Source organism: Novosphingobium malaysiense (assembly GCF_000802225.1).
Taxonomy (GTDB): Bacteria; Pseudomonadota; Alphaproteobacteria; order Sphingomonadales; family Sphingomonadaceae; genus Novosphingobium; species Novosphingobium malaysiense.
The window spans coordinates 137,106-160,833 of record NZ_JTDI01000006.1 but is presented as its reverse complement, the minus strand read 5'-3'; the positions used below and the strand labels follow the sequence as shown (position 1 = coordinate 160,833).

The window sequence follows — 23,728 nt, the reverse complement described above, 5'->3', positions numbered from 1 at the left end:
GGCACATCGGTTAGCGGCCCCAGCCTGCGCTGGCGCGACGGCGACGACCTATTCGCTCGTTACCTCAGATCGGCTGGATCTCGTCCGTCTGGTGGATTTCCAGAATCTCGAACACGTTGCCGAAGAAGTCGCGGCAATACGTGCCCGAATAGCCCCGCTTCGTGCCATCGGCATCGGTGGTGATGGTCGACAGTTCCGGCGGGGTGTGGACGGGCAGGCCCGCGGCGACGATGCGCGCGTGCACGGCCGCTACGTCGTCCACTTGCAGTGCAATGTGGGTGTAGCCGTATTCGTTCACGCCGCGCCCGGCATCGAGCGGTTGCTGTGGCGGAGCGCTGTATTCGAAGACCTCGATCTGCAGATTGCCGAGCCGGCAGAAGAACTGGCGGGCAGCGCTGCCCGCCAGCCCGACCACCTTGTCGATGAAGGGATTGTCCGCCCATTCCAGCGGCTGGACCTCCTCCACGGCGCCGAGGATATCGAGATAGAATTCACGCGCCTTGACCAGATCGGGTACCGAAACGCCGATGTGGTGGACGCCGAGCACGCCGGGCAGTTTTCGTGACATGGCGTTCTCCTCAACAGGGACGGGCCTACCTCAGACCTGGGTAAACCCTCCGTCCATCACCAGTTCGTCGCAGGTCATGAAGCTGGAGGCCTCGCTGGCGAGGAAGACCACGCCGCCCGCCATTTCCTCCGGCTTGCCGAGGCGGCCGATGGGGTGGGTGGTGTTCATGGCCTGAACCGAGGCTTCGACCGAAGGGGAGGCCCCCAGATCGACATAGCGCTGCATGATCGACTGGAGCATCGGCGTTTCGATCCCGCCGGGATGCACCGAATTGACGCGGATGTTGTAGCCGAGCGCGGCAAATTCGGCGCCGAGGCATTTGGACAGCATCCGGATCGCCGCCTTGCTGACGCAATAGGCCGCGTTGAAGGCTGCGCCGTTGATGCCGCCCACGCTCGAGAAGTTGATGATGGAGGCACCGGTCTTGCGCACCTTGCCGCCTTCCTTGAGCAGGTCGAGCATGATCTGTGAGCCGATGATCGCCGAATCGACGTTGATCGCGTTGACCTTGTGGAATTCGGAAAGCGGCGTGTCCTCGAACTTGGTGACGATCGAGAAGCCGGCGTTGTTCACCAGCGCATCGAGGCGGCCGTACTTCTCTCGTACGAGGGCCTCCACTGCACGCCAGTCCGCTTCGCTCGTGACGTCGTGCTTGAGGTAATGGTCGGCGCCTTCGATCTCGGCGCTGTCCTTGAGATCGGTGGCGACAACGGTGGCGCCGGCGGCCTTCATGGATTTCACGATTTCCCGGCCGATGCCTCCGGCTGCTCCGGTGACGACGGCTACGACTTCAGGCAGGGCAATGGTCATTGTTCTGTACTCTCCGTGCTTTCTCATGCCGCCGGGGCTTCGACAGATTGAGAGCAATTCCGTTATCTCTGCTCAGGCTGAGCTTGTCGAAGCCCGCCGAGCCAGAAAGCCTATTGTGCGGTCCAGCCGCCATCGATGACCAGTTCGGCACCGGTCATGTAGGAGCTGTCGCTGCTGGCCAGAAAGAACACGGCGCTGGCGAGTTCGGAAGGCTCCGCAAGACGGCCCATCGGTGTCTTGCCGGCGACCATGTCCACCAGATCCTGCGCCTTTTCAGCGACGCCGCTGTCCACCCAGCGCTGGAAGCCTTCCTTGAGCAGCGGGGTGACGACGAAACCGGGGTGCAGCGAATTGGCCCGGATCGGCATCTTCTTTTCCGCGAATTCGAGCGCGATCGACTTGGTGAAGAGGCGAACGGCCCCCTTGCTGGCGTTATAGCCGGAGACTTCGCTCATGCCGACGAGGCCCATGATCGAGCTGACGTTGATGATCGAGGCGCCGCCCTTCACGTCTGCGCCGCTCTTTTCCATCAGCGGCACGAACGTGCGAACGCCGAGGAACACGCCGTCGACATTGATGCTCATGATCCGGCGCCAGCCCTCCATCGAGGTTTCGGCGACGGGACCGGTGAGGTCGATGCCCGCATTGTTGACGAGGACGTGCAGCTTGCCGTGCTTTTCCTCGACGGCCTTGAGCACGCCGGCCCAGTCATCCTCGCTGGTGACATTGGCGCGAACATAGCTGGCAGCCTGTCCGAGGCGAGCCATTGTTGACGTCGCCAGTTCGCTGTCGGCGGCTTCCAGGTCGGTCAGGACGACTTCTGCGCCCTCTGCCAGGAACCGCTCGACACAGGCTAGCCCGATGCCGCGCAGCCCGCCGGAGACGAGGGCGACTCGGCCTTCCAGACGCTTTGAACCCAGATCGGTCATGGTCTCAGACTCCGTTCATGCCGGCGGTGCTGGCACCGTCCATGGTAAATTCTCCGCCAGAGCAGAAGGCTGCTTCGTCGGACGAGAGCCAGGCGACTATGCCGGCCACTTCCTCGACCGTGGCCATGCGGCCCATCGGCGAGAGACCTTCGTAGGCGCCGCGGGTGGCGGCGGGGTCTTCGGACTTCTCGATCAGGTTGCGGATCATGGAGGTTTCCACCACGCCCGGCAGGACCGCGTTGATGCGGATCTTGTACTTCTGGTTGCCGGCGTGAACCGCCGAAGACTTGACGAGGGCGATGACGGCCGATTTCGACACCGAGTAGGCCACGAAATTGCCCATGGCCCGGTGCGCGTTCATCGACGAATTGACGATGATCGAACCGGTCGGTCCGTCCGGATTCTTGGCCATGGCCCGCATCGCGTGCTGCACGGTGAGCATGACGCCGGTAAGGTTCACGCTCATCACGTTGTTCCAGCCCTCGATCGAAATGTCCTCGATCGAGCCGTCGCCGTTCTCGGTGCCGGCGTTGGCAAAAGCGATATCCAGCCGTCCATGCTTTTCCAGGATATGGGCGATGAGCCCGTCCCATGCGGCAGCATCGGTGACGTTGTGTTTGACGAATTCGGCCCCGGACGCGGCGCAGACCTGTTGCGCGGCGGCCTCGTTCGAGCCGGTGAAGATGACCTTGGCGCCCTCGGCGCTCAGGCGCTCGACGGTACCGGCGCCGATTCCCGAGGTTCCTCCGGTGATAAGCGCTACTTTGCCTTCAAGCCGTCCACTCACGGCGATCTCCCATCTAGACTATTGGCCCTCTACATGGCCTATCGGTCCCGCGCGGCAACCTATGATTTCGGCAAGGTGACTCAGGCCTTGCCAGCATGCAAACAGGGCCCAAACAGGGAAATTCCATTCTTGGGAGAATGCAGAGCAATGGCCGACCGCGACCCCGAACTGACTGGCGACATGAAGCTGGGCGAGGACCGCTCCGAAGGCGTGAGCTGGGCCGAGCTGATGGCGAGCGACTCTGTCCCGCCGCCCCAGTTTCTGCGCGAGGAGAGCTACACCTACCGCGGCTCCGACCCCATTCCCGCCGAGCGCTACACCAGCGAGGAATTCGCGAAGCTGGAGCGTGAGCGCATGTGGCCCTACGTGTGGCAGTTCGCCGCACGCGAAGAGGAGCTGCCCGAGCCCGGTGACTATGTCGTCTTCGAAAACGCCGGGCGCAGCTTTATCCTCAGCCGGCAGGACGACGGCTCGATACGCGCCTTCCACAATGTCTGCCTCCACCGCGGTCGCAAGTTGCGCACGGAGGACGGCCACGCGGACACGTTTACCTGCCCGTTCCACGCCTTTTCGTGGAACAAGGACGCCAGCTTCAACAAGATGCCCTGCGAATGGGATTTTCCGCACCTGAAGAAGGATGGGATGGACCTGCCGCAGGCCGAAGTCGGCCGCTGGGCCGGTTACGTCTTCATCCGCGAGGAAAGCGGCGGGCCGAGCCTGGAGGAATACCTCGCGCCGCTGCCCGAGCACTTCAAGCGCTGGCGGCACGAGGAATGCGCGACCGTGATGCATGTCGCCAAGGAAGTCCCGGCCAACTGGAAGGTGTGCATGGAGGCCTTCATGGAGGCCTGGCACACGATCGTCACGCATCCGCAACTGCTCCCCTTTACGGGCGATTCCAATGCGGCCTACTGGACCTGGGGCGACAACGTGAACGTCAACCTCGTCCCCTTCGGCGTGATGAGCCCGCACATCGAGGAAGGGCAGGGCGAGCAGTGGATCGTCGACGAGTTCATCAAGTACAACGGCCGCAGCTCGGACAACTATGATCCCGGTGCCGACCCGATGAAGATCGAGGTGCCGGAGGGCCAGAAGGCGCGCGAAGCGCTCGGCAACCGGATGCGGCAGGTCTATTCCGAGCAGACCGGTTACGATCATTCCGACGCGACCGACGCCGAAGTGCTCGACGCGCTGGTCTACAACGTGTTCCCCAACTTCGGGCCCTGGGGCGGGTTCATGCCGAACATCGTCTACAGCTGGTCGCCGGGTACGACGCCCGACACTTGCGTGATGGAAGTGCGCATCCTTGCGCGCGTGAAGAAGGGCGAGCCGATCCCGCGCGCTGCACCCCGCAAGTTTTTGCGGCTCGACCAGAAATGGACCGAGGCTCCCGAACTGGGTGGTCTGGGCGACGTGTTCGAACAGGACATGGACAACCTGCCCTACGTGCAGGATGGTCTTCATGTCTCGAAGACGGGCAAGGTCAACCTCGGCAACTACCAGGAAATCCGCATTCGCCAGTTCCAGGACACCATGATGAAGTACATCGAGGGTGAACTCGGTGGCTGGAAGGACAACCAGGCATGAGCGGAGAAGGCGCATACGGCGGCGAAATCTCGCCGCCGAAGAAGCGGCCCGAGCATCCCCCGCGCATCAACTGCGTGCTGGTTTGCGGCGGTGTGTGGCACGACATGGACTTCGCGCGGCTGGAACTGCTCAAGCTTCTGGCCGAGGACGAACGTGTGCGCACGCGCGTGTTCGAGAACTACGAGACGCTCGACGCCATTCGCGAAGCCGATATCCTCATCACCTATACCTGCGACGTCACGCCTTCGCTGGCGGCGCAGGAGGTGCTGCGCGACTGGTTGACGGCCGGCGGGCGCTGGTATGCGCTACATGGCACCAACTCCGTGCTGCGCATGCTGGAGGACGGACCCAACAAGGGGCTGTGGGACGCGCCGCGCTGGGCCCCGCTGATGATGGACCTGCTCGGCACGCAGTTCCTGTCGCACCCGCCGATCGCGCCTTATACTGTCACCGTGGCCGATCCCGACCATGAGCTGACGAAAGGTATCGAGCCGTTCGATACCACCGACGAACTCTACCACATGGAGCGTCACGGCGACCTGCACGTGCTGCTCGAGACCGAGTGCACCGAGGAAGGCACCGGCTTCGTCGAAGCGGCGGATGCGCCGGGCACGCATCCCGTGATGTACATCAAGCGCCACGGCAAGGGCGCGGTGCTCTACAATACGCTGGGGCACTGCCGGGGGCACTACGACCTGCAGCCGATGCTCGACTGGTGGCCGACCGTGGATCGCTGCGCCTGGGAGCTTCCGGTGTTCTACGACCTGCTGCGCCGGGGCATTTCCTGGATCAAGGCGCGCGAGAACGCCTGATACCAATACTCCCTCCATGAGGGCAAAAAAGAAGGGGCGGCCGGGCATTCCCGGCCGCCCCTTCTTCGTAGGGTGGAGGGATAGCTAGTTGAGCAGGCCGGCGTAACGGTCGAGCGCGGCCTGCGGGCCTTCCGGCCAGCGCGACAGGACGAGCAGCCGCTTGTGTCCGCCGCCAATGGCGAGCTCGTCGGTCACGCCCATGCCGCCATGGAACTGGATCATCTCGTGGCCGAGCGTGAGCGAATGTTCGGCGATATAGGCGCGGGCGCCGTAGACCGCGTTTTCGAACTGGTCCGAGCCCCACTTCACCAAGGCCAGATTGACCAGCGCGCGGCTCTGTTCGATGACAGCATATTGCGCGACCATGCGGTGCTGGATGGCCTGGAATGACCCCAGCGGCGCACCGAACTGGTCGCGGGTGCGCAGGTAGTCGATGGTTTCGCCGAACAGCCGCTCCATGATGCCGAGGGCTTCGGTGCTGCGGGCCAAGGCGGCCAGCACTTCGGCCTCGTCGATTGCCTCGAGGCCGCCGTCGAGATGGTTGCCGGCCGGAATACGGGCGTCGTCCAGAGTCAGGGCCGTGGCGACGCTGCCATCTGCCAATCGCCACGTGCGTGCGGACACGCCGGGCGTATCGGCCGGAAGCAGAAACAGGCCGACACCATCCTTGTCTTGGGGTGCACCGGACAGGCGGGCCGAGACGATAAAGGCATCGGCGCCGCCGCTGGCAATGCAGTAGGGCTTGGTGCCCGCCAGAACGATGTCGTCACCATCGGCCGTCGCGCGGGTTTCCACCCACACCTGGCCATCGCGGGACTCGGCTTCGGCATGGGCAAGCGAAAGCCGCTTTTCGCCTGTCAGCACGGGCTCCATCCAGTCGCTCAACAGACCCTCAGGGGCATTGCTTGCGAAGATCCGGCCTGCAAGGACGACATTTTCTGCAAGAGGTTCGACGACCAGCCCGCGGCCCAATGCCTCGAAAACAGTGGCGATACCCGTGGCGTCCAGACCAAGGCCGCCCAGCTCTTCCGGAAACGGTGCAGCGATCAGTCCCAGTTCTCCGAGCAACGCCCAGTTGTCGCTTGAAAACCCATTGGTTTCGTTAAGAAATGCGCGACGGCTGTCGTGGTCATAATGGTCGGTGACGAAGCGCTCGGTGAGCGCCTTGAGCATTTCTTCGTCTTCGTTGAGGTCGAAATTCACGTTCCACTCCCGTCTGTCGGATCGCTCTATCATCCCCGAGGACGATGCTCCGCTGCGCAAAAGACTAGGGCAGATTCCCGGATTCGGACCGGGGCAACGATTGTGCCGAACAGTTCGGCAGGCTAAGGAAGGCGGGGAGAGGAAGTCATGCAATTGTTGTCACAAGAGAACATCGATGCTGTCCGGGTCGCGTCGCCGGAAGGTATTCGCACTGCTGCCGAGGCACTGCACCGCATTGCCATGGAATACGGCATGCGGGCTGCGCCAGCGCACGATATCGCGGACAAGCGGACCCCTGTTGACGCCGAAGGCAACATTCTTGCCACGGAAGTTTTTGGATGGAGCGACGATGACCGGGTGTGGTGGCGCAACTCGCGCATCGCCCTGGATTCACCGCTGACGACGGCGTGCCGTTTCGAGGGGCAGCCGTTCTGGGCCAATGCCGAGGGGTTCCGGACGCGAGAGCCTAACGCCTATCTTGAATCCATCGATATCAATAATTTCGAGCAGCGGGCCATGACTCGCGCGGCGATTGCCGTGCCGGTACACCTCCCGTTCGGTCAGATCGGCGCGGTCAGCTTCAATCCGCTGGACAAGAACAAGACGGATCTTGCCGAAGAGTTCGATCGCCTTTCCGATGCGCTGGGCCTTTATGCGCGCACTTTCATCGCCACTTATGTCCAGGTGATGGGATCGGTGCAGGCGTTGCCGCCGGAATCGCGGCTCTCCAAGCGCGAGGTCGAATGCCTGCGCTGGGCTGCCATCGGCAAGACCGATCTCGAAATCAGCATGATCATGTCGCGCAGCCGTGCCACGGTGCGCTTCCACATTCACAACGCGGCGACAAAGCTCAATGCCGTGAACCGCAGCCAGACCGTTTTCAAGGCGGCCCAGCTGGGATACATTTCCCTGCAGCGTTGAGCGGCGAGGGCAGGTCGCCTTCAGCCGCGATCTTCCAGGATCATCCGCGCGCCGCGCAGGCCCACCGCCATCGCCGGGGCATTGGTGTTGCCGGTGACATGGCCGGGGATGATGGAGCAGTCGGCCACGCGCACACCGCTCACGCCTTGCACCCGCAGGCGCGGATCGACGACCGCCGTGTCGTCGCTGCCCATGCGGCAAGAGCGGATGGCGTGAAGGCCGCAGCTCGACAGCCGGCGGAACATGGCAAGGATGTCCTCGTCGCTTTCGACCTGTGCGCCGGGGACCAGTTCCGCGCCGATCATGTCGCCGAGCGGCGGCGCTGCGACGAATTCGCGCATCTTGCGCACGAGGGCCACGGCAGAGCGTTGGTCGTGTTCCGTCGTCAGGAAGTTGTGGCGGATGTCGGGCAAGTCACTGCCAGAAGGGCCGCTGGCGCGTACGGAGCTTTCGCTGGTGAGCCGCAGGAGCTGGCCATATATCGTTACCCCCGGTTTCGGATCGATCTTGTCGAGCGGGACGGGATCGTTGTCGTCCCCGACCTTGAACGTATAGCCGCCAAGGTAGAACTGCGCGTCTGTGCGCCCGTCCGGATGCGCGACATTGCAGAAGGCGCCGACTTCGAACGGGCCGGTGGCCAGGATGCCGTCGTGGCGCACGAGATATCGCAGCATGGCCAGGGCGGCGCCGATGCCGAAGAAGCTCTTGTTGGTGCCGCGCCCGCGCTCGAGCCGAAAGGGCATGGATAACGAGAGGTGCTCGATCATGCGCTCGCCCACATCGGGGGAGTGTACGATCGGCGCGATGCCTGCCGCTTTCAGCCTTTCGCCATCGCCAATGCCCGAACGCTGCAGCAGGAGCGGGCTTTCCATCGCACCGGCCGAAACGATGATTTCGCCGGCGCAGTCGAAGCGGGTCGGCCTGCCGTTCACCGTCGTCTCGATGCCGATGGCGCGGGTACCGTCGAACACGATCCGTTCGGCCATGACGCCGGTGCGCACCGAGACATTGCGGCGTTTGCGGGCCCGGGCGAGATAGGTCCGGGCGGACGATTCGCGTTTACCGCCGCGGATGTTATGGCTGAACAGTCCGACGCGCGGGCCGGTGGCGGCGTTCAGATCGTCCACGCGTTTCATCCCCAGCGTTTCACCGGAGGCGATCATCGTTTCGGCGAGCGGATAGGTGAAGCAGGCCGGGTCGACGTGAACGAGGCCGCCGCTGCCGCGCATCGGCCCGGGGCCGGCGGCATGGTCTTCCAGTTCCAGGAAGGCTTCGGTCATGCTCTTGCCGTTCCATCCGGTGGCTCCGGCATCGCGTTCCCAGGCATCGTAGTCGGCCGGTTCGCCGCGGCTCCAGATCATTCCGTTGATGGCGGACGAGCCGCCCAGGCCCTTGCCGCGGATCCACACTTCTCCGCCGCTTTCCGCGCCTTCCTCGCGCGGCTGGGCTACCGGGTAGGCCCACATGTGCTCTGGCTTCTGCACCAGCTTGGCAACGCCCTTGGGCAGCGTGACCCAGAAGCTGTCGTTTTCACCGCCGGCTTCCAGCACGAGCACGCGCGAGCGGCCGTCCGCGCTCAGCCTCTCGGCCATGACGCACCCGGCAGAACCGGCGCCGACGATGATGTAATCCCAGGTCTCAGGCATGAAATTTCTCCCGGCCGCATGCGTTGCATGACCTAGCGGAATGAACACCCTAGCGTTTTGATGAGTCACAATGGCGGGGCCTGCACGCCTAAACAAATCCCATGACCGGACTCGAATACCGGAGTGGGAGCGAGATGCGCGCGATTGCGGAAAACCTTTTCACCAACGAGACGCCGCCCCGGCTGATCGGTGGGCGCGACCGGGAAACCGGGCGCATTGTCTTTCCCTGCCCCGAGGGCGGTCAGTACGAGGCCGTTCCTCTGGCCAGCGAAGGCACCTTGTGGTCTTTCACTGTCCAGCGCTTCCGGCCCAAGTCTCCGCCCTATGCAGGACCTGAGGCCTTTGCGCCCTGGATTGTCGCCTATGTCGAACTACCGGGACAGGTGATCGTCGAGGCGCGGCTTGTCGATGTCGCGTTCGAGGATGTGACAATCGGGATGCCGGTGCGGTTTACGCAGGCCCCGCTCGATCCCGAGGCGCCTGACAGCGTTATGATTCCGGCCTTTGCACCGATTGGAGACAAGGCATGAGCGATGTGTGCATCGTCGGCGTCGGCATTCATCCGTTTGGGCGCACCGATGGCGTTTCCGGCGTGGATCAGGGCGTCCATGCCGCGCGGGCGGCCTTGGTCGACGCGGGCATCGAGTGGCCGCAGATACAGTTTGCCTATGGCAGTTCCGATGCTGCCGGCAATCCCGATACCATGGTCGACCGCCTCGGTCTGACGGGCGTCCAGTTCATCAACGTGCGAAATGGTTGCGCTGCGGGTGGCTCCGCGCTGTTCAGTGCGCAGATGGCGATCAAGTCGGGCGAATTCGATATTGGCCTCGCCGTGGGCTTCGACAAGCACCCGCGCGGCGCCTTCGATGCCAAGCCGGCCGAGTACAACCTGCCGGACTGGTACGGCGATGCCGGCTACATGGTCACCACGCAGTTTTTTGCCGCCAAGATCATGCGCTACATGCACATGTTCGGAATTTCGCGCGAATCGCTGGGGCGGGTCGCGGAAAAGGCCTTTCGCAACGGCGCCAGGACGCCGCACGCCTGGCGTCGCCAGCCGGTTTCCCTTGAGGAAATCCTCGAGGCGCCGATGGTCAGCGATCCCTACAGCAAGTACATGTTCTGTTCGCCGGGAGAGGGCGGCGTGGCGCTGATCCTGGCCAGCGAAAAGAAGGCGCGCGAACTGGGCAAGCCGCTGATCCGGCTCAAGGCCGCGACGATGCGCACGCGGCCGCCGCACAGCTTCGAGGTATTCGCCCCGTCGATCGATGTGGTGGAGGACGATAGCGGCCCGCGCGGCACGGCCTCGCAGATCGCTTCGGCCGATGCCTTCCGCATGGCCGGAATGGGGCCGGGGGACATCGACGTTGCCCAGCTTCAGGATACGGAGGCGGGCGCCGAAATCATGCACATGGCCGAGAACGGATTTTGCGCCAATGGCGAGCAGGAGCAATGGCTGACCGAAGGCCGCACGGAAATCGGTGGCGCGCTTCCGGTCAACACCGATGGCGGATGCCTTGCTTGCGGTGAACCCATCGGCGCGTCCGGTCTGCGGCAGGTCTATGAAAACGTCGTGCAACTGCGCGGCGATGGAGGTGACCGCCAGGTCCCGGGCAATCCCAAGACGGCGTACAGCCACGTCTACGGCGCGCCCGGCGTATCGGCGGTGACGATACTGGAACGATAAGAACAATGGATATCGAACTTTCGCCCGAAGATGCCGCATTCCGCGAGGAAGTTCGCGCGTTTCTGTGCGACAATCTCCCGCAGGATGTGAAGGAGGGTGCCGCCGCGACCCCGTCCGTCTTCGTCGAGCCGGACATCGGGCAGGCCTGGAATGCCGTCCTGCATGAAAAGGGCTGGCTGGGCTATCAGTGGCCGCAGGAGCACGGCGGCACGGGCTGGTCGCCGCTGCAGCGCTATCTGTTCGAGAAGGAATGCGCAGCCGCCGGCGCGCCGAACCTGACCGTGCTGGGGCTCAAGCTGCTGGCGCCGGTGCTGTGGACCTTTGGTTCCGAAGAGCAGAAGAAGACCTATCTTCCGCGCATACTCTCGGGAGAGGATTACTGGTGCCAGGGCTTCTCGGAGCCAGGTGCGGGTTCCGACCTTGCCAGCCTAAAGACCCGCGCGGTGCGCGATGGCGACACGTACGTGGTCAACGGCTCGAAGATCTGGACCACCCATGCCCACCATGCGAACATGATGTTCACGCTGGTGCGCACCAATACCGAGGTGAAGAAGCAGGCGGGTATATCCTTTCTGCTGATCGACCTCTCGTCCCCCGGCGTGTCGGTTCGTCCGATCCTGACCAATGCCGGCGACCATGAGGTCAATCAGGTTTTCCTTGAAGACGTCGTCGTACCGGCCGAGAACCTTGTCGGCGGAGAGGGGCAGGGCTGGACGATTGCGAAGTTTCTGCTCGAGAACGAGCGCGGCGGCTCCTGTCACGCGCCCAAGCTGAGCTACGACCTCGACCAGATCGAGGTCGCGGCGCAAAGCGAGAGCGATGGCAAGGGTGGCAAGCTGGCCGATCAGCCGGATTGGCGCCGCCGCGTCGCCAAGGCGCGGCTTGGCGTGAATGCGCTGGACATGATCGAACTCAAGATCGTGTCCGAGATCGCCAAGGGTAGCCAGCCCGGACCGCAGACCTCGCTTACCAAGCTTCTGGCATCAAACCTGCGTCAGGAAATCGACCTTCTGGCCGTCGATGTCTACGGCCTCGCCGGATTGCAGCTCGACACGACGCGGCCGCTCTACGGCGAGAACGCTCCGGAGCCGATGGGATCGAAGGGCGCCCAGGTCGCCGCGGCACGCTATCTCAACAGCCGCGCTTGGACGATTTTCGGCGGCACCAACGAGGTGCAGAACACGATTATCGCCAAGTCGGTGCTTGGCCTCTGACGAACGATGAAACACTCCGCCCCAAACCCGAGACAAGAGAGGATGCTCCCATGCAGCTGAACCGCGAGGCGCTGACCCGCGCCTATCGGCAGATGAAGCTGATCCGCGAATTCGAGGAACGTCTCCACGAGGAGATCCAGACCGGCGAGATCGCCGGTTTCACGCACCTCTATTGCGGTCAGGAAGCCGTTGCCGTCGGCGTGTGCGAGCACCTGACTCCGCGCGACAAGATCGTTTCCACCCACCGCGGCCACGGCCACTGTCTTGCCAAGGGCTGCGATGTCAACGGGATGATGAAGGAGATCTGGGGCAGCCAGGACGGTCTGTGCAACGGCAAGGGCGGCTCCATGCACATCGCCGATATCGACAAGGGCATGCTCGGCGCCAACGGCATCGTCGGCGCGGGCGCACCGATTGCAGTGGGCGCGGCGCTCTCCAACAAGATCGACGGGCCGGACGACGACGGAAAACTCGCGATCTCCATCGCCTTTTCCGGCGACGGCGCCTGCAACCAGGGCACCACCTTCGAGGCGATGAACCTGGCCGCGGTGACCAAGGCTCCGGCGATCTTCGTCTTCGAGAACAACCACTATTCCGAGCATACCGGCGACGCCTATGCCGTCGGGACGAGCAAGGACATCGCCAGCCGCGCCGAAGCCTTCGGCATGAAGGTTTGGCGCGCCGACGGTACGGACTTCTTTGCGGTCTACGACTGCATGCGCGAAGTGCTCGACTACGTGCGCACACCGGGCAACGGTCCGGCGGCTGTAGAGTTCGACACCGAGCGCTTCTTCGGTCACTTCGAAGGCGATCCGCAGCGCTATCGCGGCGAGGGCGAACTCGACCGGCTGCGGGCCACGCGCGACTGCATCAAGAAGTTCCGCGAGAGCGTGACCGGCGCGAAGCTGCTTTCCGATGAGGATCTCGACAAGATCGATGCCGAAGCGCTCGATGCAATCGAGACGGCTGTTCAGGAATCGCGCAAGGCGCCGCGTCCTCAGCCCGAGAACGTCCTCGACAACGTCTACATCAGCTACTGAACGGCGGGAGCGAAGACATGGCAAAATTGATGTACCGCGACGCCATTCGCAACACGATCTTCCAGGAAATGCAGCGTGACGAGCGCGTTGTCGTCCTCGGCGAGGACGTCGTCGGCGGCATGGGCACGGCCGGTGGCCCGGAGGCCATCGGCGGCATCTGGTCGACTTCGACCGGCTTCTACGATGCGTTCGGTCCCGAGCGCGTGATCGACACGCCGATTTCCGAAAGCGCGATCATGGGCGCTGCCGGCGGCCTCGCGCTCGCGGGCAAGCGTCCGGTGGCCGAGATCATGTTCGCCGACTTTATCGGCGTGTGCATGGACCAGCTGTGGAACCAGATCGCCAAGTTCCGCTACATGTTCGGCGGCAAGTCGGTCTGCCCGGCCGTGATCCGCATGCCATGCGGCGCGGGCTACAACGCCGCCGCCCAGCATAGCCAGATGATCAGCCAGTTCGTTACCAACATGCCGGGCATCAAGGTGGCCATGCCGGCCACTCCCGCCGATGCCTGCGGCCTGCTGCGCCAGGCGATCCGCGACGACGATCCGGTGGTCTTCCTCGAGCACAAGTTCCTATACGCGATGAGCGGGGAAGTGCCCGACGATCCGGACTTCTGCGTGCCCTTCGGCCATGCGCGGCTGGCGCGGGCGGGCGAAGACGTCACCATCGTCGCTTCGGGCATGATGGTCGGCTACGCCGAGACCGCCGCTGACGACCTTGCACAGGACGGCATCGGCTGCGACGTCATCGACCTGCGCACGACTTCGCCGCTCGACGAGGAAGCCATCCTCGATTCCGTCGAGGTTACCGGCCGTCTCGTCATCGTCGACGAGGCCCCGCCGCGCTGCTCGCTGGCGACCGACATTTCCGCATTGGTGGCCAACAAGGCTTTCGCGAGCCTCAAGGCGCCGATCGAGATGGTAACCGCGCCGCATACGCCGGTGCCTTTCGCGCGCGAGCTGGAAGGCGCCTACCTGCCGAGCCCGGTCAAGGTTGCCGCTGCGGTTCGCAAGACACTCGAATACCGTTAAGGAGGGGCCGGACATGAGCCGTATCCGCGCCTTTACGATGCCCAAGTGGGGCATCGAAATGACCGAGGGCACGATTGCCGAATGGATGGTGAAGGAAGGGGACTCCTTCAAGCGCGGCGATACGCTGTGCCTGATCGAGACCGCCAAGATCACCAACGAGGTCGAAGCCGAATACGACGCCACCGTGCGCAAGATCGTTGTCGATGGCGGAAGCGAGGCCGAACCCGTCGGCGCGCTGCTGGCCGTCTTCGATGATGGCAGCAATTCGGACGCCGACATCGAGGCCTTCGTGGCGGACTTCAAGCCGGCCGAGGGCGGCCTGGCGCAGGGCGCTTCGAAGGCCAAGGCCGAACCGGAGCCGGCACCTTCGGTTGCCGCACCGCCGGAAGTCGAAAAGAAGCGCATCAAGATCGACACCAACCGCCCCATCAGCCCCGAGGCCCTGCGCCTGGCTGAGGAGGAAGGCGTCGACATTGCCGAGATCGAGGGCTCGGGTCGCGGTGGCCGCATCACGCATCAGGATGTGGTGAAGGCGCTTCGCGGTCCTGCCTCGCCGTCGCTCAAGGGCACGGTCGCGGTGCAGGAAGACGACCTCAAGGTCTTCGCCTCGCCGCTGGCCCGCCGGATCGCGGCGCTGAACGGCATTGCGCTTTCGGGTGTAATCGGAACCGGCGCACGCGGCCGCATTTCCAAGGCCGACGTGCTGGCGCTGATGCCCAAGCCTGCGAGCGGCAGCGTCGGCACGCCCGAGTTCGTGCCCGGCGAGAACCGGCCCGAGGTCGTGCCGTTCGATCGCATCCGCAAGGTGGTGGCCCAGCGCCTCACCCAGGCCAAGCAGGAGCTTCCGCACTTCTACCTGCGCATGTCCGCCAGTGCCGATGCGCTGCTGGAAATGCGCAAGACCGCGAACCTCGTGCTGGGCTGCAAGGCTTCGGTCAACGACTGGATCGTCAAGGCCTCGGCCATGGCGCTGGTCAATCACCCGGACGTCAACGTGCAGGTCCACGGTCAGGAGATTCATCGCTTTCCCCATGCCGACGTCTCGATTGCCGTGGCCAGCCCCAAGGGCCTGGTTACCCCGGTCGTGCGACAGGCGGACCTTATGCGCATCGACCAGATCGCCACCGAGACCCGCCGCCTGATCGACAAGGCGCAGGGCAAGGGCCTTTCCATGGAAGACATGGAAGGCGGTACCTTCTCCGTCTCCAACCTCGGCATGTTCGGCATCGAGAACTTCGATGCGATCATCAATCCGCCGCAAGGCGCAATCCTCGCCGTCGGCGCAGCGCAGCGTCAGCCGGTCGAGACTGCCGCGGGGGGCATTGCCTTCGAGACCCGCATCTCGTTCACGCTCTCGGTCGACCACCGGGCGATCGACGGGGCTGCCGGCGCGCAGTTCCTCGCCACGCTCAAGGACCTGATCGAGAAGCCGGAAGGACTCTTCGTATGATCCCGAACCCTGCAGCACCGGGGCCGCTCAAGAAGCTGGGCGACGTGATCCAGATCGCGTTTTTCCCGACCGATTTCGATGCGGCGATGAAGTACTGGATCGAGACGGTTGGGGTGGGCCCGTTCTTCGTGCTCAACGACGTCCAACTCGGCGAGATGAAGTACAAGGGACAGCCCACCGATGCGCCGTTCACCATGGCCATCGGGTACTGGGGCGACATCCAGATCGAACTGATCAAGACGGACAGTACAGCGCCGTCGCTCTATCATGGCGAATACGCCGTGCGGGACCGGCTGCATCACGTCTGCGTGTTCGTCGATGACATAAAGGCCGCCCGAGCGGCTTGTGCCGAGGCGGGCGCGGAAGTGATCGTCGAGGGTAAGGTGGGTGAAGATGGAGAAGTGATCTACGTCGATCCGGGCCAGGGGCCGGGTTACGTGATCGAATATCTCCAGCCGATGTCAGGTTCCGAGGGCCTGTTCCAGATGATGAAGGATGCCGCCCGCGACTGGGACGGCACCGATCCTGTGAGAGTGCTCCAGTAATGACCGTTCTTCAGACCAATCCCTCTGCGATATCCGACTACGCACGTGATATGGGCGCGCGCGTCGAGGCTTTCGTGCGCGAAGTCGTCGTGCCTTACGAGAAGGACCCGCGGCGCGATCATCACGGCGCGCCGACCGATGAACTCGTGATGGAAATGCGCGAGAAGGCGCGCGCCGCCGGCGTGCTGACGCCGCACATTCGCGACGACGGCTCGCATCTGACCCAGCGCGAGACCGCCTATGTCCTGATCAAGTCCGGCCTCTCGCCGCTCGGCCCGCTGGCCTGCAACACCTTCGCGCCCGACGAGGGCAACATGTACCTGATCGGTCATGTCGGCTCGCCCGAACTCAAGGAGCGCTTCCTCGACAAGCTGATCGACGGCACCGCGCGTTCGGCCTTCTTCATGACCGAGCCCGCCGATTGGGGCGGTGCGGGCTCCGATCCTTCGATGATGAAGACGACCTGCCGCCGCGACGGCAACCACTGGATCGTCAATGGCCGCAAGACCTTCATCACCGGCGCGCAGGGCGCCAAGGTCGGCATCGTCATGGCTGCCTCGGAGGAAGAGGATACCAAGGGCGGCGCCTGCATGTTCCTGGTCGATCTGCCGGACGAGGCGATCCGCATCGACGAGATCCCCAACACCATCGACAGCTCGATGCCGGGCGGCCATGCCACGCTGACGCTCGACAATCTGCGCATTCCCGCCGACCAGATGCTCGGTCAGCCGGGCGAGGGCTTCAAGTATGCGCAAGTGCGTCTGTCGCCTGCGCGTCTTTCGCATTGCATGCGCTGGCTGGGCGCCTGCATCCGCGCCCACGAGATCGCCACCGACTATGCCTGCCGCCGCGAGGCCTTCGGCAAGCTGCTGATCGATCACGAGGGCGTCGGCTTCATGCTGGCGCAGAACAAGATCCTCATCGAGCAGAGTGAACTGATGATCGACTGGTGCGCCTCGGTGCTCGACACCGGATCGCTGGGCACGGTGGAAAGCTCGATGACCAAGGTCTCGGTCAGCGAGGCGATGATGACCATTGCCGACAACTGCGTGCAAGTGATGGGCGGGACCGGCGTGACCGACCGCACGATCGTCGAGCAGGTCTTCCGCGAGGTCCGTGCCTTCCGCATCTACGACGGCCCGACCGAGGTCCACAAGTGGAGCCTCGCCAAGAAGATCAAGCGCGAGTGGAAGCAGGCGCAGGAAGCATGACCGATCTCGCCGACGCCAATACCGGGACCACCGCCGTTCGCGAGGGCTATGGCTTCGACGAGGCGGCGCTGGAAAGCTGGCTCAAGGCCAATGTCGAAGGCTACGCCGGACCGCTGAGCGTTGAGCAGTTCAAGGGGGGGCAGTCGAACCCGACCTACAAGCTGGTGACGCCCGCGCGCAGCTATGTTCTGCGCCGCAAGCCGCCCGGCGAAATCCTCAAGGGTGCCCATGCCGTGGAGCGCGAGGCGAAGGTCCTCACCGCGCTTCACGCGCAGGGCTTCCCTGTCGCGCGCGTCTACGGCCTGTGCACCGACGAGAGCGTGATCGGCACCTGGTTCTACGTGATGGAAATGGTCGAGGGCCGCATCTTCTGGGATGCAACCGTGCCGGGCGTCTCGAACGAAGAGCGTGCCGCGATCTTCGACGCCATGAACGCGACGATCGCGCAGCTTCATTCCTACGATCCCGAAACCATCGGCCTTGGCGACTACGGCAAGCCGGGCAACTACTTCGCCCGCCAGGTCGGCCGCTGGTCGCGCCAGTACCGCGAGGACGAGGCGGCGGGGCGCGACGAGGCCATGGACGCGGTTATCGCATGGCTCGAGGCGAACATGCCCGAGGATGACGGCGCCTCCAGCGTGATCCACGGCGATTTCCGCATCGACAACATGATCTTCCACCCCACCGAGCCGCGCGTGCTCGCCGTGCTCGACTGGGAGCTTTCGACGCTGGGCCATCCGCTCGCGGACTTTGCCTATCACGCGATGATGTACCACATGCCGCCACACATCGTGGCAGGGCTGGGCGGCGCGGACATTGCCGCGCTCGGCATCCCGAGCGAAGAGGACTACGTCGCCGCCTACTGCCGCCGCACGGGCCGCGAGAACCTGCCCGACTACCGCTACTATATGGCCTTCAACTTCTTCCGCCTCGCCGCGATCTTTCACGGCATCAAGGGTCGCGTCATTCGCGGTACGGCCTCCAACGCGCAGGCCAGGGAACGCGCGGAAGCCTTCCCCGAACTCGCAAGGCTGGCGCTGGGGTTTACCAAGGGCTGAGGAGACACATACCATGTACATCCGCGACACGGCCATGCAGCATCCGGACAAGGCTGCCGCCATCCGCCCCGCCACGGGCGAAACCCGCAGCTACCGCGAGCTAGAAGAGCGTTCGAACCGTCTGGCGCACCTGCTGCGCGCAAAAGGCCTGACGCGCGGCGACAACGTCGCGATCTACCTCGAGAACACGCTCGACTTCTTCGACGTCGTGCTCGCGGGCATGCGCACGGGGCTCTACATCACGCCGATCAACCGCCACCTCCCCGCTAGCGAAGCCGCCTATATCGTCGACAACTGCGACGCAAAGGCCCTCGTGGCATCGGCTGCGCTCAAGGATTCCGAGGAACTGGGCCGCCTCTGCAGCCACTGCCCGGTCAAACTGTCGGCCGGAGGCGATGTCCCCGGTTTCGAGGCGCTCGAAAAGGCCATTGCCGGCTATCCCGCCGAGCCGGTAGACAACGAGTCGCTTGGCAGTTTCATGCTCTATTCCTCGGGTACGACCGGCAGGCCCAAGGGCATCAAGCGCCCACTGCCCGAAGGCGACCCTTCGGCCGGACATCCCGGCTCGATCGCCACCGCGCAGATGTGGAACATGGACGCAGAGACCGTCTACCTTTCCCCCGCCCCGCTCTATCACGCAGCGCCGGCCGGATACACTGCAGCGGTCATGCAGGGCGGCGGCACGGTCGTCGTGATGGACAAGTTCGACGCCGAACTCGCCTTGTCGCTGATCGACACGCACCACGTGACGCACGGCCTGTTCGTCCCGACCATGTTCGTCCGAATGCTCAAGCTGCCCCCGGACGTACGCGCCCGCTACGACATGTCGAGCCTGCGCTGCGCCATCCACGCCGCCGCCCCCTGCCCGATCGACGTGAAGCGGCAGATGATCGAATGGTGGGGGCCGGTGATCGAGGAATTCTATTCTTCGACCGAGATGGCAGGCTTCACCCGCATTTCCAGCGAGGAATGGCTCGCTCACCCCGGTTCGGTCGGCCGCTCGCAAGGACTGCCGTTCCATATCTGCGACGACGAGGGCCGTGAACTGCCGATCGGAGAGCCCGGGGCGATCTACGGCGAAGTGCCGGAGCTGCGCAAGTTCAGCTACCACAAGGACGAAGAGAAGACGCAGGGCGCCACCCATCCCGAGCACCCGCTGTGGCGCTCGATCGGCGATGTGGGGTACCTCGATGAAGACGGCTATCTCTATCTCACCGACCGCAAGGCCTTCATGATCATCTCCGGCGGGGTGAACATTTACCCGCAGCAGATCGAGGATGCCCTCGCCCTCCACCCCAAGGTTGCCGACGTTGCCGTGATCGGCGTGCCCAACGAAGACCTTGGCGAAGAGGTCAAGGCCATTGTGGAACCGGCAGAAGGTGTGGAGCCTACCCCGGCATTAGCGGAGGAGATCCGCACATTCGTGGAGGCAAAGCTGGGCCGCCAGCTGACACCGCGCTCAGTCGATTTCATCGACGAAATGCCGCGCCTGGCGACGGGCAAACTCAACAAGAAGGTGCTGCGCGCGCCGTACTGGGAAAAAGCCGGCAGTCCGGCCTGAGAACAAGCCCCAGGCCTGATCGGCGGTCAGGCCAGAGGAATACGGACCTGTTCAACCTCGGCCATAGCGTCCCAGATGGTTCGGTCGAGCGCGCGGCAGGCTTCGTCCTGCTGCTCTTCAAGCCAGGCATGCAATTCGATCATCAGCGTGCGCAGGCGGCCGCTCTCGGCGTCCAGTTCACTGATGCGGTATCCCGTTTCCGAGGATTCGGCAGCCTCCACCAGACGCCGGGCGAAGGCAGGGTCCTGCACCAATTCCGCGCCCTCGCCGAGCAGCACCCGGATGGCGGCGTTTTCCGTGATCCGAACATGGGCGGCATCGTCAGCGCTTCTGGCAACGATGCGCAGCAGCGATTGCGCCATGCGCACGGCCTGTCCGGCGAAATCATCGTTCACCTGGGGGGCGATCTGATCTCGCAGGGCGTCGGCAACGCCCTCGAGCAGGGTCGGAGTGGTCAGTTTCATGCCTTTGCTCCCAGATCGGCCATGCGCCCGATGATTTGCCTGCGGTGAAAGCTGCTGGCGCGCATCGCGGTGAGCGCCACGATCATTTCGCGGCTGGTGCCGTTCTCGAAACTGGCTTCCGCCGTAGTCCAGAGCGAGCAGGCCTTGACCATCGAGAACAGGCGCCACCAGTCGAGCGCCGCGCGGTCGACCGGCATGCCGCTGGTTTCCTCCCAGAGCGGGATAGCCTCGTCCAGCGTCATGTGGCGCTCCATGGTCCACATCGGATCGAGCGCCCATGCCATGTCTTCGAGCGGATCGCTGATATGGCACATTTCCCAGTCGAGCACGGCGCTGATCTCGCCGCCGGGCAGGTAGAGGAAATTGCCGCTGCGGAAGTCGCCATGACAGATTGCCGGATGGACCGGATCGGCCGGAAGGTTGCGCCGCAACCAGCGGATCGCGCCGCGCACGACGGGTTCGACGATTGCCTCGTCCTCGTCGAGCTTGGCCTCCCAGTAAGACAGCTCGCTGGCGGCGAACCCGCCTTCGGCCTCCCCATTGCGCAGGTGGGTCAGCCCGAGTGCTAGGTGGTCCTGGCTTGCCAGCGTGCCCATGTGGCGCCAGAAATTGTGCGCCACGGCATCGCTGTCGCCATCGTAGGGATCGTCCGTGCCGTAGATCTCCCCCGGCTTGCCCGGCATGAGATCCATGATGAAGAACGGACGGTCGAGCCATGCCGGATCGAGTTCGAGGTAGTGCGCGCGCGGCACCGGCACGCCCCGGTCGGCCAGCGCCGAATAGACCTTGAACTCCAGATCGTGCTCGGCATTGACCAGCCCCGCTTCCGGTGCACGCCGCAGGATAAGTTGGCGCGAACGGTCTTCGCCGTCCTCGCGCCACTTCGCGCGCAATCGGAAGGTTTCCTGACTGCTGCCGCCATGAATCCGGGCGAGACCTTCCACCTCGAGCGATGCCGCACCTGGCATGCGGTGTGCGAGATAGTCCGCGATACGGGTTTCCAGGGCGATGCCTTCACTTGCCATGCTGTCCACCGGCCCGTTCAGTTGATGTAGTATTCGGCGGCAGCGCGGACCGTGACGTCGCTGATCGAGATGCCCCAGGGTTGGTCGATCACATGGACAATGGCATCGGCAATCGGTTCGGGATCGAGGAAGGCATAGTCCATGGTTTCGGGATCGACCACGGAACCGCCCTCGCCGCTCATGGACTTTTTCAGATCCTCGTAGAATGCCGCGACATTGTTGCCCATGAGGCCGACACCGGCAGCCTGATTGACGACGGTTCCGGCAAGTCCGGTGTTCATGACGCCAGTGGGCTTGATCACCGTGACCTTGATCTTGCCGCGCGCTTCCTGCCGCAGGGCATGGGTGAAATAGTCGATCGCGGCCTTGGTCGCGCCATAGACTGCGGCGCCTGCCGCAGAATGGTTGCCGTAGATGGAGGAGAGATTGATGATGTGCCCGCGCCCTTGCGCCATCATCTGGTCATGCACCGCGACGCAGCCGTGCAGTGTTCCTTTCAGGTTGATGTCGATGCAGCGGCTCCAGGCGGGAAGCGCCTTGGCGTGATCGGCGATGAAGGCCAGGGGCATGGTCCCGGCATTGTTCACCATGACATCGATAGCACCGTACTGCTCGACCGCCTCTGCCACGGCGCCGCGCATGTCCTCGATGCTGGTGACATCGGCTTTCACGGCATGGGCCGTTCCACCGGCATCGCGGATCGCCTGCGCGGTCTGCCCGGCCGCGTCGCCGTCGATATCGATGCAGGTAATGCGCGCGCCGAGTGCTCCCAGCCGGCCGGCGGTGAGACGGCCGAAACCGTTACCGGCCCCGGTGATGACTATCGATTTTCCGGCGACATGTTCGCCCATGAATCTTGTCCTCTTTCCCCTCGCCATTGCTGGCGATGATATCGTGCTACTTCGCGCCATCCGTCATCGCGGTCATTCCGCCCGGTGCGTAGGGCCCGAGATGGACCTGTTCGAAAACACCGATGCCGGTCTGCGTCCCGTCGCTGACCCGCACCAGCTGCTGGGTGTGGAAGTTCGGCATCTGCAGCATGTCGAGTTTGGCGTGGTCTATCGTCTCATGGCCCAGTGCCAGTTCGCCCTTCCACAGCGCATGGCCCCACTCGGGGTGGCCGTAACCGATCCCGCGCATCTGGAACCGCAGGATCGGGTCCATGGTGATGGTCCGGGCAGAGCCATCGTGATCGACCAGATCGACCTCCATGGCGGAGGCCAGCCGGGTCCCCGGATGCCACTTCAGGCGATGGCGGCAGGTCGCGAGGCGCCTTACCTGTCCGTCCTCCACTTCAGGCCCATCGTATTCGCCCGCATAGAGCGGCGCCACTAGCACATCCCGGTGCAACGCCATGCCATCGCCACTGTCATAAATGATGGCCTGGCTGATATGATCGTCCCAGAACAATGGCGCCCAAAGGAACGTGGTCCCACCATACGGGTTGGGCGCACCGCCGGTATCCGGTTCACCGACCTTGCGCACGCCCCATGACCGGTCCTTGACGCCAAAGCAGGTGTCAGGATCGACATGGATCTCGCCTTCCGGTGTCCGGATCGTCCCGCTCCAGCGCCCGAACAGATCGAAGCGGGTGGTATCCATGATCTTTCGCGGACCACTCCAGAGTGTCTGGCGCGCTTCCTCAATCGCTGCGGTTCGCGTCGAGAACGTCAGGTCGCAGGACAGACCGCTCTCGTTGTCGTCCAGAACGATCCGCGTGCGACGCATCGGAACCGTGTTCTCGAGCAGGAACGGGCCGACCTGCATGTCGGTGCGTTCGCGGGGCGCGCGGCGCGATCCGAAAAACGAATGCTGCACCCCGTCCTTGCGCACGAAACTGAATGCGCAATCGAGAATGCCCCGGTGCGGATAGAGCCCCATTGCGATCCCGAACATCCATTCGCCGTCGATTGAGAAGCCATTGAACCAGAAACGGTCATAGGCATTCCGGTCCGTCGTGGCCGGGTGGGCGATGGGCTCGACAGTCTGGTGGATGGGAAAATCGTCAAGCCGGTTCAGCATCTATGCCTGCTCCCTCTCCGCGTGGTTTCGCGCTGGTCCGTTCTTGCACCCTTGTCCGGGCTCGAATCACTTATTGCAACATCAATCTGTCATTCCTCAGCCTGCAGACGATGGGCGAAATAGCCCGAAATTCTGCGGCAAACTGAGAGAATTCGGG

The 23,728-nt window shown here is 63.9% G+C and carries 23 protein-coding genes; 13 read left to right on the top strand and 10 right to left on the bottom strand.

What is annotated here, in order from left to right:
* Positions 1–64: 64 nt before the first annotated feature.
* The 4 genes from LK12_RS18420 to LK12_RS18405 all read right to left on the bottom strand — a co-directional run bounded on the left by LK12_RS18420 (position 65) and on the right by LK12_RS18405 (position 3,094).
* Positions 65–568, bottom strand: coding sequence for a VOC family protein (locus LK12_RS18420; protein ID WP_039287344.1), 504 nt, complete (start codon positions 566–568; stop codon positions 65–67).
* Between the two features lie 30 nt (positions 569–598).
* The gene (locus LK12_RS18415) at positions 599–1,378 is read right to left on the bottom strand and encodes an SDR family oxidoreductase (protein WP_039287341.1); all 780 of its coding nucleotides are present in this window, start codon (positions 1,376–1,378) and stop codon (positions 599–601) included.
* 110 nt (positions 1,379–1,488) lie between these two features.
* Entirely contained in the window at positions 1,489–2,307 is an 819-nt protein-coding gene (locus LK12_RS18410; RefSeq protein WP_039287338.1) for a glucose 1-dehydrogenase, read from the bottom strand.
* A gap of 4 nt (positions 2,308–2,311) precedes the next feature.
* On the bottom strand, positions 2,312–3,094 hold the full coding sequence (locus tag LK12_RS18405; RefSeq protein WP_039287335.1) for an SDR family NAD(P)-dependent oxidoreductase: 783 nt from the start codon (positions 3,092–3,094) through the stop codon (positions 2,312–2,314).
* A gap of 147 nt (positions 3,095–3,241) precedes the next feature.
* Here LK12_RS18405 and LK12_RS18400 point away from each other — a divergent pair, with 147 nt between their 5' ends.
* Positions 3,242–4,681: an aromatic ring-hydroxylating oxygenase subunit alpha gene (locus tag LK12_RS18400; protein ID WP_039287332.1), complete on the top strand. Its 1,440-nt coding sequence runs from the start codon at positions 3,242–3,244 to the stop codon at positions 4,679–4,681.
* Positions 4,678–5,493 carry a ThuA domain-containing protein gene (locus LK12_RS18395; RefSeq protein WP_052223599.1) on the top strand — a complete coding sequence of 272 codons (816 nt, stop codon included), beginning with the start codon at positions 4,678–4,680 and terminating at the stop codon, positions 5,491–5,493. Before LK12_RS18400 ends, LK12_RS18395 begins: the two co-directional genes overlap by 4 nt.
* An 84-nt stretch (positions 5,494–5,577) precedes the next feature.
* Here the strand turns inward: LK12_RS18395 and LK12_RS18390 are convergent, their stop codons facing one another.
* Positions 5,578–6,696, bottom strand: a complete 1,119-nt coding sequence (locus tag LK12_RS18390) for an acyl-CoA dehydrogenase family protein (RefSeq protein ID WP_039287329.1) — start codon at positions 6,694–6,696, stop codon at positions 5,578–5,580.
* Positions 6,697–6,843: 147 nt separating this feature from the next.
* Here LK12_RS18390 and LK12_RS18385 point away from each other — a divergent pair, with 147 nt between their 5' ends.
* Positions 6,844–7,617 (top strand): helix-turn-helix transcriptional regulator, encoded by a 774-nt coding sequence (locus tag LK12_RS18385; RefSeq protein ID WP_039287326.1) that lies wholly within the window; start codon positions 6,844–6,846, stop codon positions 7,615–7,617.
* Between the two features lie 20 nt (positions 7,618–7,637).
* Here the strand turns inward: LK12_RS18385 and LK12_RS18380 are convergent, their stop codons facing one another.
* Positions 7,638–9,263, bottom strand: a complete 1,626-nt coding sequence (locus LK12_RS18380) for a GMC family oxidoreductase (protein ID WP_039287324.1) — start codon at positions 9,261–9,263, stop codon at positions 7,638–7,640.
* A 134-nt stretch (positions 9,264–9,397) separates the two neighbouring features.
* On the opposite strand from LK12_RS18380, the gene LK12_RS18375 reads away from it, so the two are divergent.
* Genes LK12_RS18375 through LK12_RS18330 form a run of 10 tightly spaced genes read left to right on the top strand, consistent with a single transcriptional unit; the run spans position 9,398 to position 20,060 of the window.
* Positions 9,398–9,793 carry a Zn-ribbon domain-containing OB-fold protein gene (locus LK12_RS18375; RefSeq protein ID WP_039287322.1) on the top strand — a complete coding sequence of 132 codons (396 nt, stop codon included), beginning with the start codon at positions 9,398–9,400 and terminating at the stop codon, positions 9,791–9,793.
* Positions 9,790–10,950 (top strand): thiolase family protein, encoded by a 1,161-nt coding sequence (locus LK12_RS18370; RefSeq protein ID WP_039287320.1) that lies wholly within the window; start codon positions 9,790–9,792, stop codon positions 10,948–10,950. Before LK12_RS18375 ends, LK12_RS18370 begins: the two co-directional genes overlap by 4 nt.
* A 5-nt stretch (positions 10,951–10,955) precedes the next feature.
* Entirely contained in the window at positions 10,956–12,164 is a 1,209-nt protein-coding gene (locus LK12_RS18365) for an acyl-CoA dehydrogenase family protein (protein WP_039287318.1), read from the top strand.
* Between the two features lie 50 nt (positions 12,165–12,214).
* Positions 12,215–13,204 (top strand): thiamine pyrophosphate-dependent dehydrogenase E1 component subunit alpha, encoded by a 990-nt coding sequence (locus tag LK12_RS18360; RefSeq protein WP_039287315.1) that lies wholly within the window; start codon positions 12,215–12,217, stop codon positions 13,202–13,204.
* 17 nt (positions 13,205–13,221) lie between these two features.
* The gene (locus LK12_RS18355; RefSeq protein WP_039287311.1) at positions 13,222–14,235 is read left to right on the top strand and encodes an alpha-ketoacid dehydrogenase subunit beta; all 1,014 of its coding nucleotides are present in this window, start codon (positions 13,222–13,224) and stop codon (positions 14,233–14,235) included.
* Between the two features lie 13 nt (positions 14,236–14,248).
* Positions 14,249–15,685: a 2-oxo acid dehydrogenase subunit E2 gene (locus LK12_RS18350; RefSeq protein ID WP_039287309.1), complete on the top strand. Its 1,437-nt coding sequence runs from the start codon at positions 14,249–14,251 to the stop codon at positions 15,683–15,685.
* Positions 15,682–16,230, top strand: a complete 549-nt coding sequence (locus LK12_RS18345; protein WP_039287306.1) for a VOC family protein — start codon at positions 15,682–15,684, stop codon at positions 16,228–16,230. The genes LK12_RS18350 and LK12_RS18345 overlap by 4 nt, the downstream gene beginning before the upstream one ends.
* The gene (locus tag LK12_RS18340) at positions 16,230–17,441 is read left to right on the top strand and encodes an acyl-CoA dehydrogenase family protein (protein WP_039287303.1); all 1,212 of its coding nucleotides are present in this window, start codon (positions 16,230–16,232) and stop codon (positions 17,439–17,441) included. Before LK12_RS18345 ends, LK12_RS18340 begins: the two co-directional genes overlap by 1 nt.
* The gene (locus tag LK12_RS18335) at positions 17,438–18,499 is read left to right on the top strand and encodes a phosphotransferase (protein ID WP_039287301.1); all 1,062 of its coding nucleotides are present in this window, start codon (positions 17,438–17,440) and stop codon (positions 18,497–18,499) included. The genes LK12_RS18340 and LK12_RS18335 overlap by 4 nt, the downstream gene beginning before the upstream one ends.
* Positions 18,500–18,512: 13 nt before the next feature.
* Positions 18,513–20,060, top strand: coding sequence for an acyl-CoA synthetase (locus LK12_RS18330; protein WP_039287298.1), 1,548 nt, complete (start codon positions 18,513–18,515; stop codon positions 20,058–20,060).
* 26 nt (positions 20,061–20,086) lie between these two features.
* On the opposite strand, the gene LK12_RS18325 is transcribed toward LK12_RS18330, so the two are convergent.
* Genes LK12_RS18325 through LK12_RS18310 form a run of 4 tightly spaced genes read right to left on the bottom strand, consistent with a single transcriptional unit; the run spans position 20,087 to position 23,571 of the window.
* The gene (locus LK12_RS18325; RefSeq protein WP_039287297.1) at positions 20,087–20,524 is read right to left on the bottom strand and encodes a hypothetical protein; all 438 of its coding nucleotides are present in this window, start codon (positions 20,522–20,524) and stop codon (positions 20,087–20,089) included.
* On the bottom strand, positions 20,521–21,549 hold the full coding sequence (locus tag LK12_RS18320) for a phosphotransferase family protein (RefSeq protein WP_039287795.1): 1,029 nt from the start codon (positions 21,547–21,549) through the stop codon (positions 20,521–20,523). The genes LK12_RS18325 and LK12_RS18320 overlap by 4 nt, the downstream gene beginning before the upstream one ends.
* A gap of 17 nt (positions 21,550–21,566) precedes the next feature.
* On the bottom strand, positions 21,567–22,400 hold the full coding sequence (locus tag LK12_RS18315; protein WP_039287295.1) for an SDR family oxidoreductase: 834 nt from the start codon (positions 22,398–22,400) through the stop codon (positions 21,567–21,569).
* Positions 22,401–22,446: 46 nt separating this feature from the next.
* Positions 22,447–23,571 carry a hypothetical protein gene (locus LK12_RS18310; protein WP_039287293.1) on the bottom strand — a complete coding sequence of 375 codons (1,125 nt, stop codon included), beginning with the start codon at positions 23,569–23,571 and terminating at the stop codon, positions 22,447–22,449.
* Positions 23,572–23,728: the final 157 nt, after the last annotated feature.

Excerpts from the sequence above, each read along its gene's own strand:
- LK12_RS18420 (WP_039287344.1), bottom strand. The coding sequence starts at position 568 with ATGTCACGAAAACTGCCCGGCGTGCTCGGCGTCCACCACATCGGCGTT.
- LK12_RS18415 (WP_039287341.1), bottom strand. The coding sequence starts at position 1,378 with ATGACCATTGCCCTGCCTGAAGTCGTAGCCGTCGTCACCGGAGCAGCC.
- LK12_RS18410 (WP_039287338.1), bottom strand. The coding sequence starts at position 2,307 with ATGACCGATCTGGGTTCAAAGCGTCTGGAAGGCCGAGTCGCCCTCGTC.
- LK12_RS18400 (WP_039287332.1), top strand. The coding sequence starts at position 3,242 with ATGGCCGACCGCGACCCCGAACTGACTGGCGACATGAAGCTGGGCGAG.
- LK12_RS18395 (WP_052223599.1), top strand. The coding sequence starts at position 4,678 with ATGAGCGGAGAAGGCGCATACGGCGGCGAAATCTCGCCGCCGAAGAAG.
- LK12_RS18385 (WP_039287326.1), top strand. The coding sequence starts at position 6,844 with ATGCAATTGTTGTCACAAGAGAACATCGATGCTGTCCGGGTCGCGTCG.
- LK12_RS18380 (WP_039287324.1), bottom strand. The coding sequence starts at position 9,263 with ATGCCTGAGACCTGGGATTACATCATCGTCGGCGCCGGTTCTGCCGGG.
- LK12_RS18375 (WP_039287322.1), top strand. The coding sequence starts at position 9,398 with ATGCGCGCGATTGCGGAAAACCTTTTCACCAACGAGACGCCGCCCCGG.
- LK12_RS18370 (WP_039287320.1), top strand. The coding sequence starts at position 9,790 with ATGAGCGATGTGTGCATCGTCGGCGTCGGCATTCATCCGTTTGGGCGC.
- LK12_RS18365 (WP_039287318.1), top strand. The coding sequence starts at position 10,956 with ATGGATATCGAACTTTCGCCCGAAGATGCCGCATTCCGCGAGGAAGTT.
- LK12_RS18360 (WP_039287315.1), top strand. The coding sequence starts at position 12,215 with ATGCAGCTGAACCGCGAGGCGCTGACCCGCGCCTATCGGCAGATGAAG.
- LK12_RS18355 (WP_039287311.1), top strand. The coding sequence starts at position 13,222 with ATGGCAAAATTGATGTACCGCGACGCCATTCGCAACACGATCTTCCAG.
- LK12_RS18350 (WP_039287309.1), top strand. The coding sequence starts at position 14,249 with ATGAGCCGTATCCGCGCCTTTACGATGCCCAAGTGGGGCATCGAAATG.
- LK12_RS18345 (WP_039287306.1), top strand. The coding sequence starts at position 15,682 with ATGATCCCGAACCCTGCAGCACCGGGGCCGCTCAAGAAGCTGGGCGAC.
- LK12_RS18340 (WP_039287303.1), top strand. The coding sequence starts at position 16,230 with ATGACCGTTCTTCAGACCAATCCCTCTGCGATATCCGACTACGCACGT.
- LK12_RS18335 (WP_039287301.1), top strand. The coding sequence starts at position 17,438 with ATGACCGATCTCGCCGACGCCAATACCGGGACCACCGCCGTTCGCGAG.
- LK12_RS18330 (WP_039287298.1), top strand. The coding sequence starts at position 18,513 with ATGTACATCCGCGACACGGCCATGCAGCATCCGGACAAGGCTGCCGCC.
- LK12_RS18325 (WP_039287297.1), bottom strand. The coding sequence starts at position 20,524 with ATGAAACTGACCACTCCGACCCTGCTCGAGGGCGTTGCCGACGCCCTG.
- LK12_RS18320 (WP_039287795.1), bottom strand. The coding sequence starts at position 21,549 with ATGGCAAGTGAAGGCATCGCCCTGGAAACCCGTATCGCGGACTATCTC.
- LK12_RS18315 (WP_039287295.1), bottom strand. The coding sequence starts at position 22,400 with ATGGGCGAACATGTCGCCGGAAAATCGATAGTCATCACCGGGGCCGGT.
- LK12_RS18310 (WP_039287293.1), bottom strand. The coding sequence starts at position 23,571 with ATGCTGAACCGGCTTGACGATTTTCCCATCCACCAGACTGTCGAGCCC.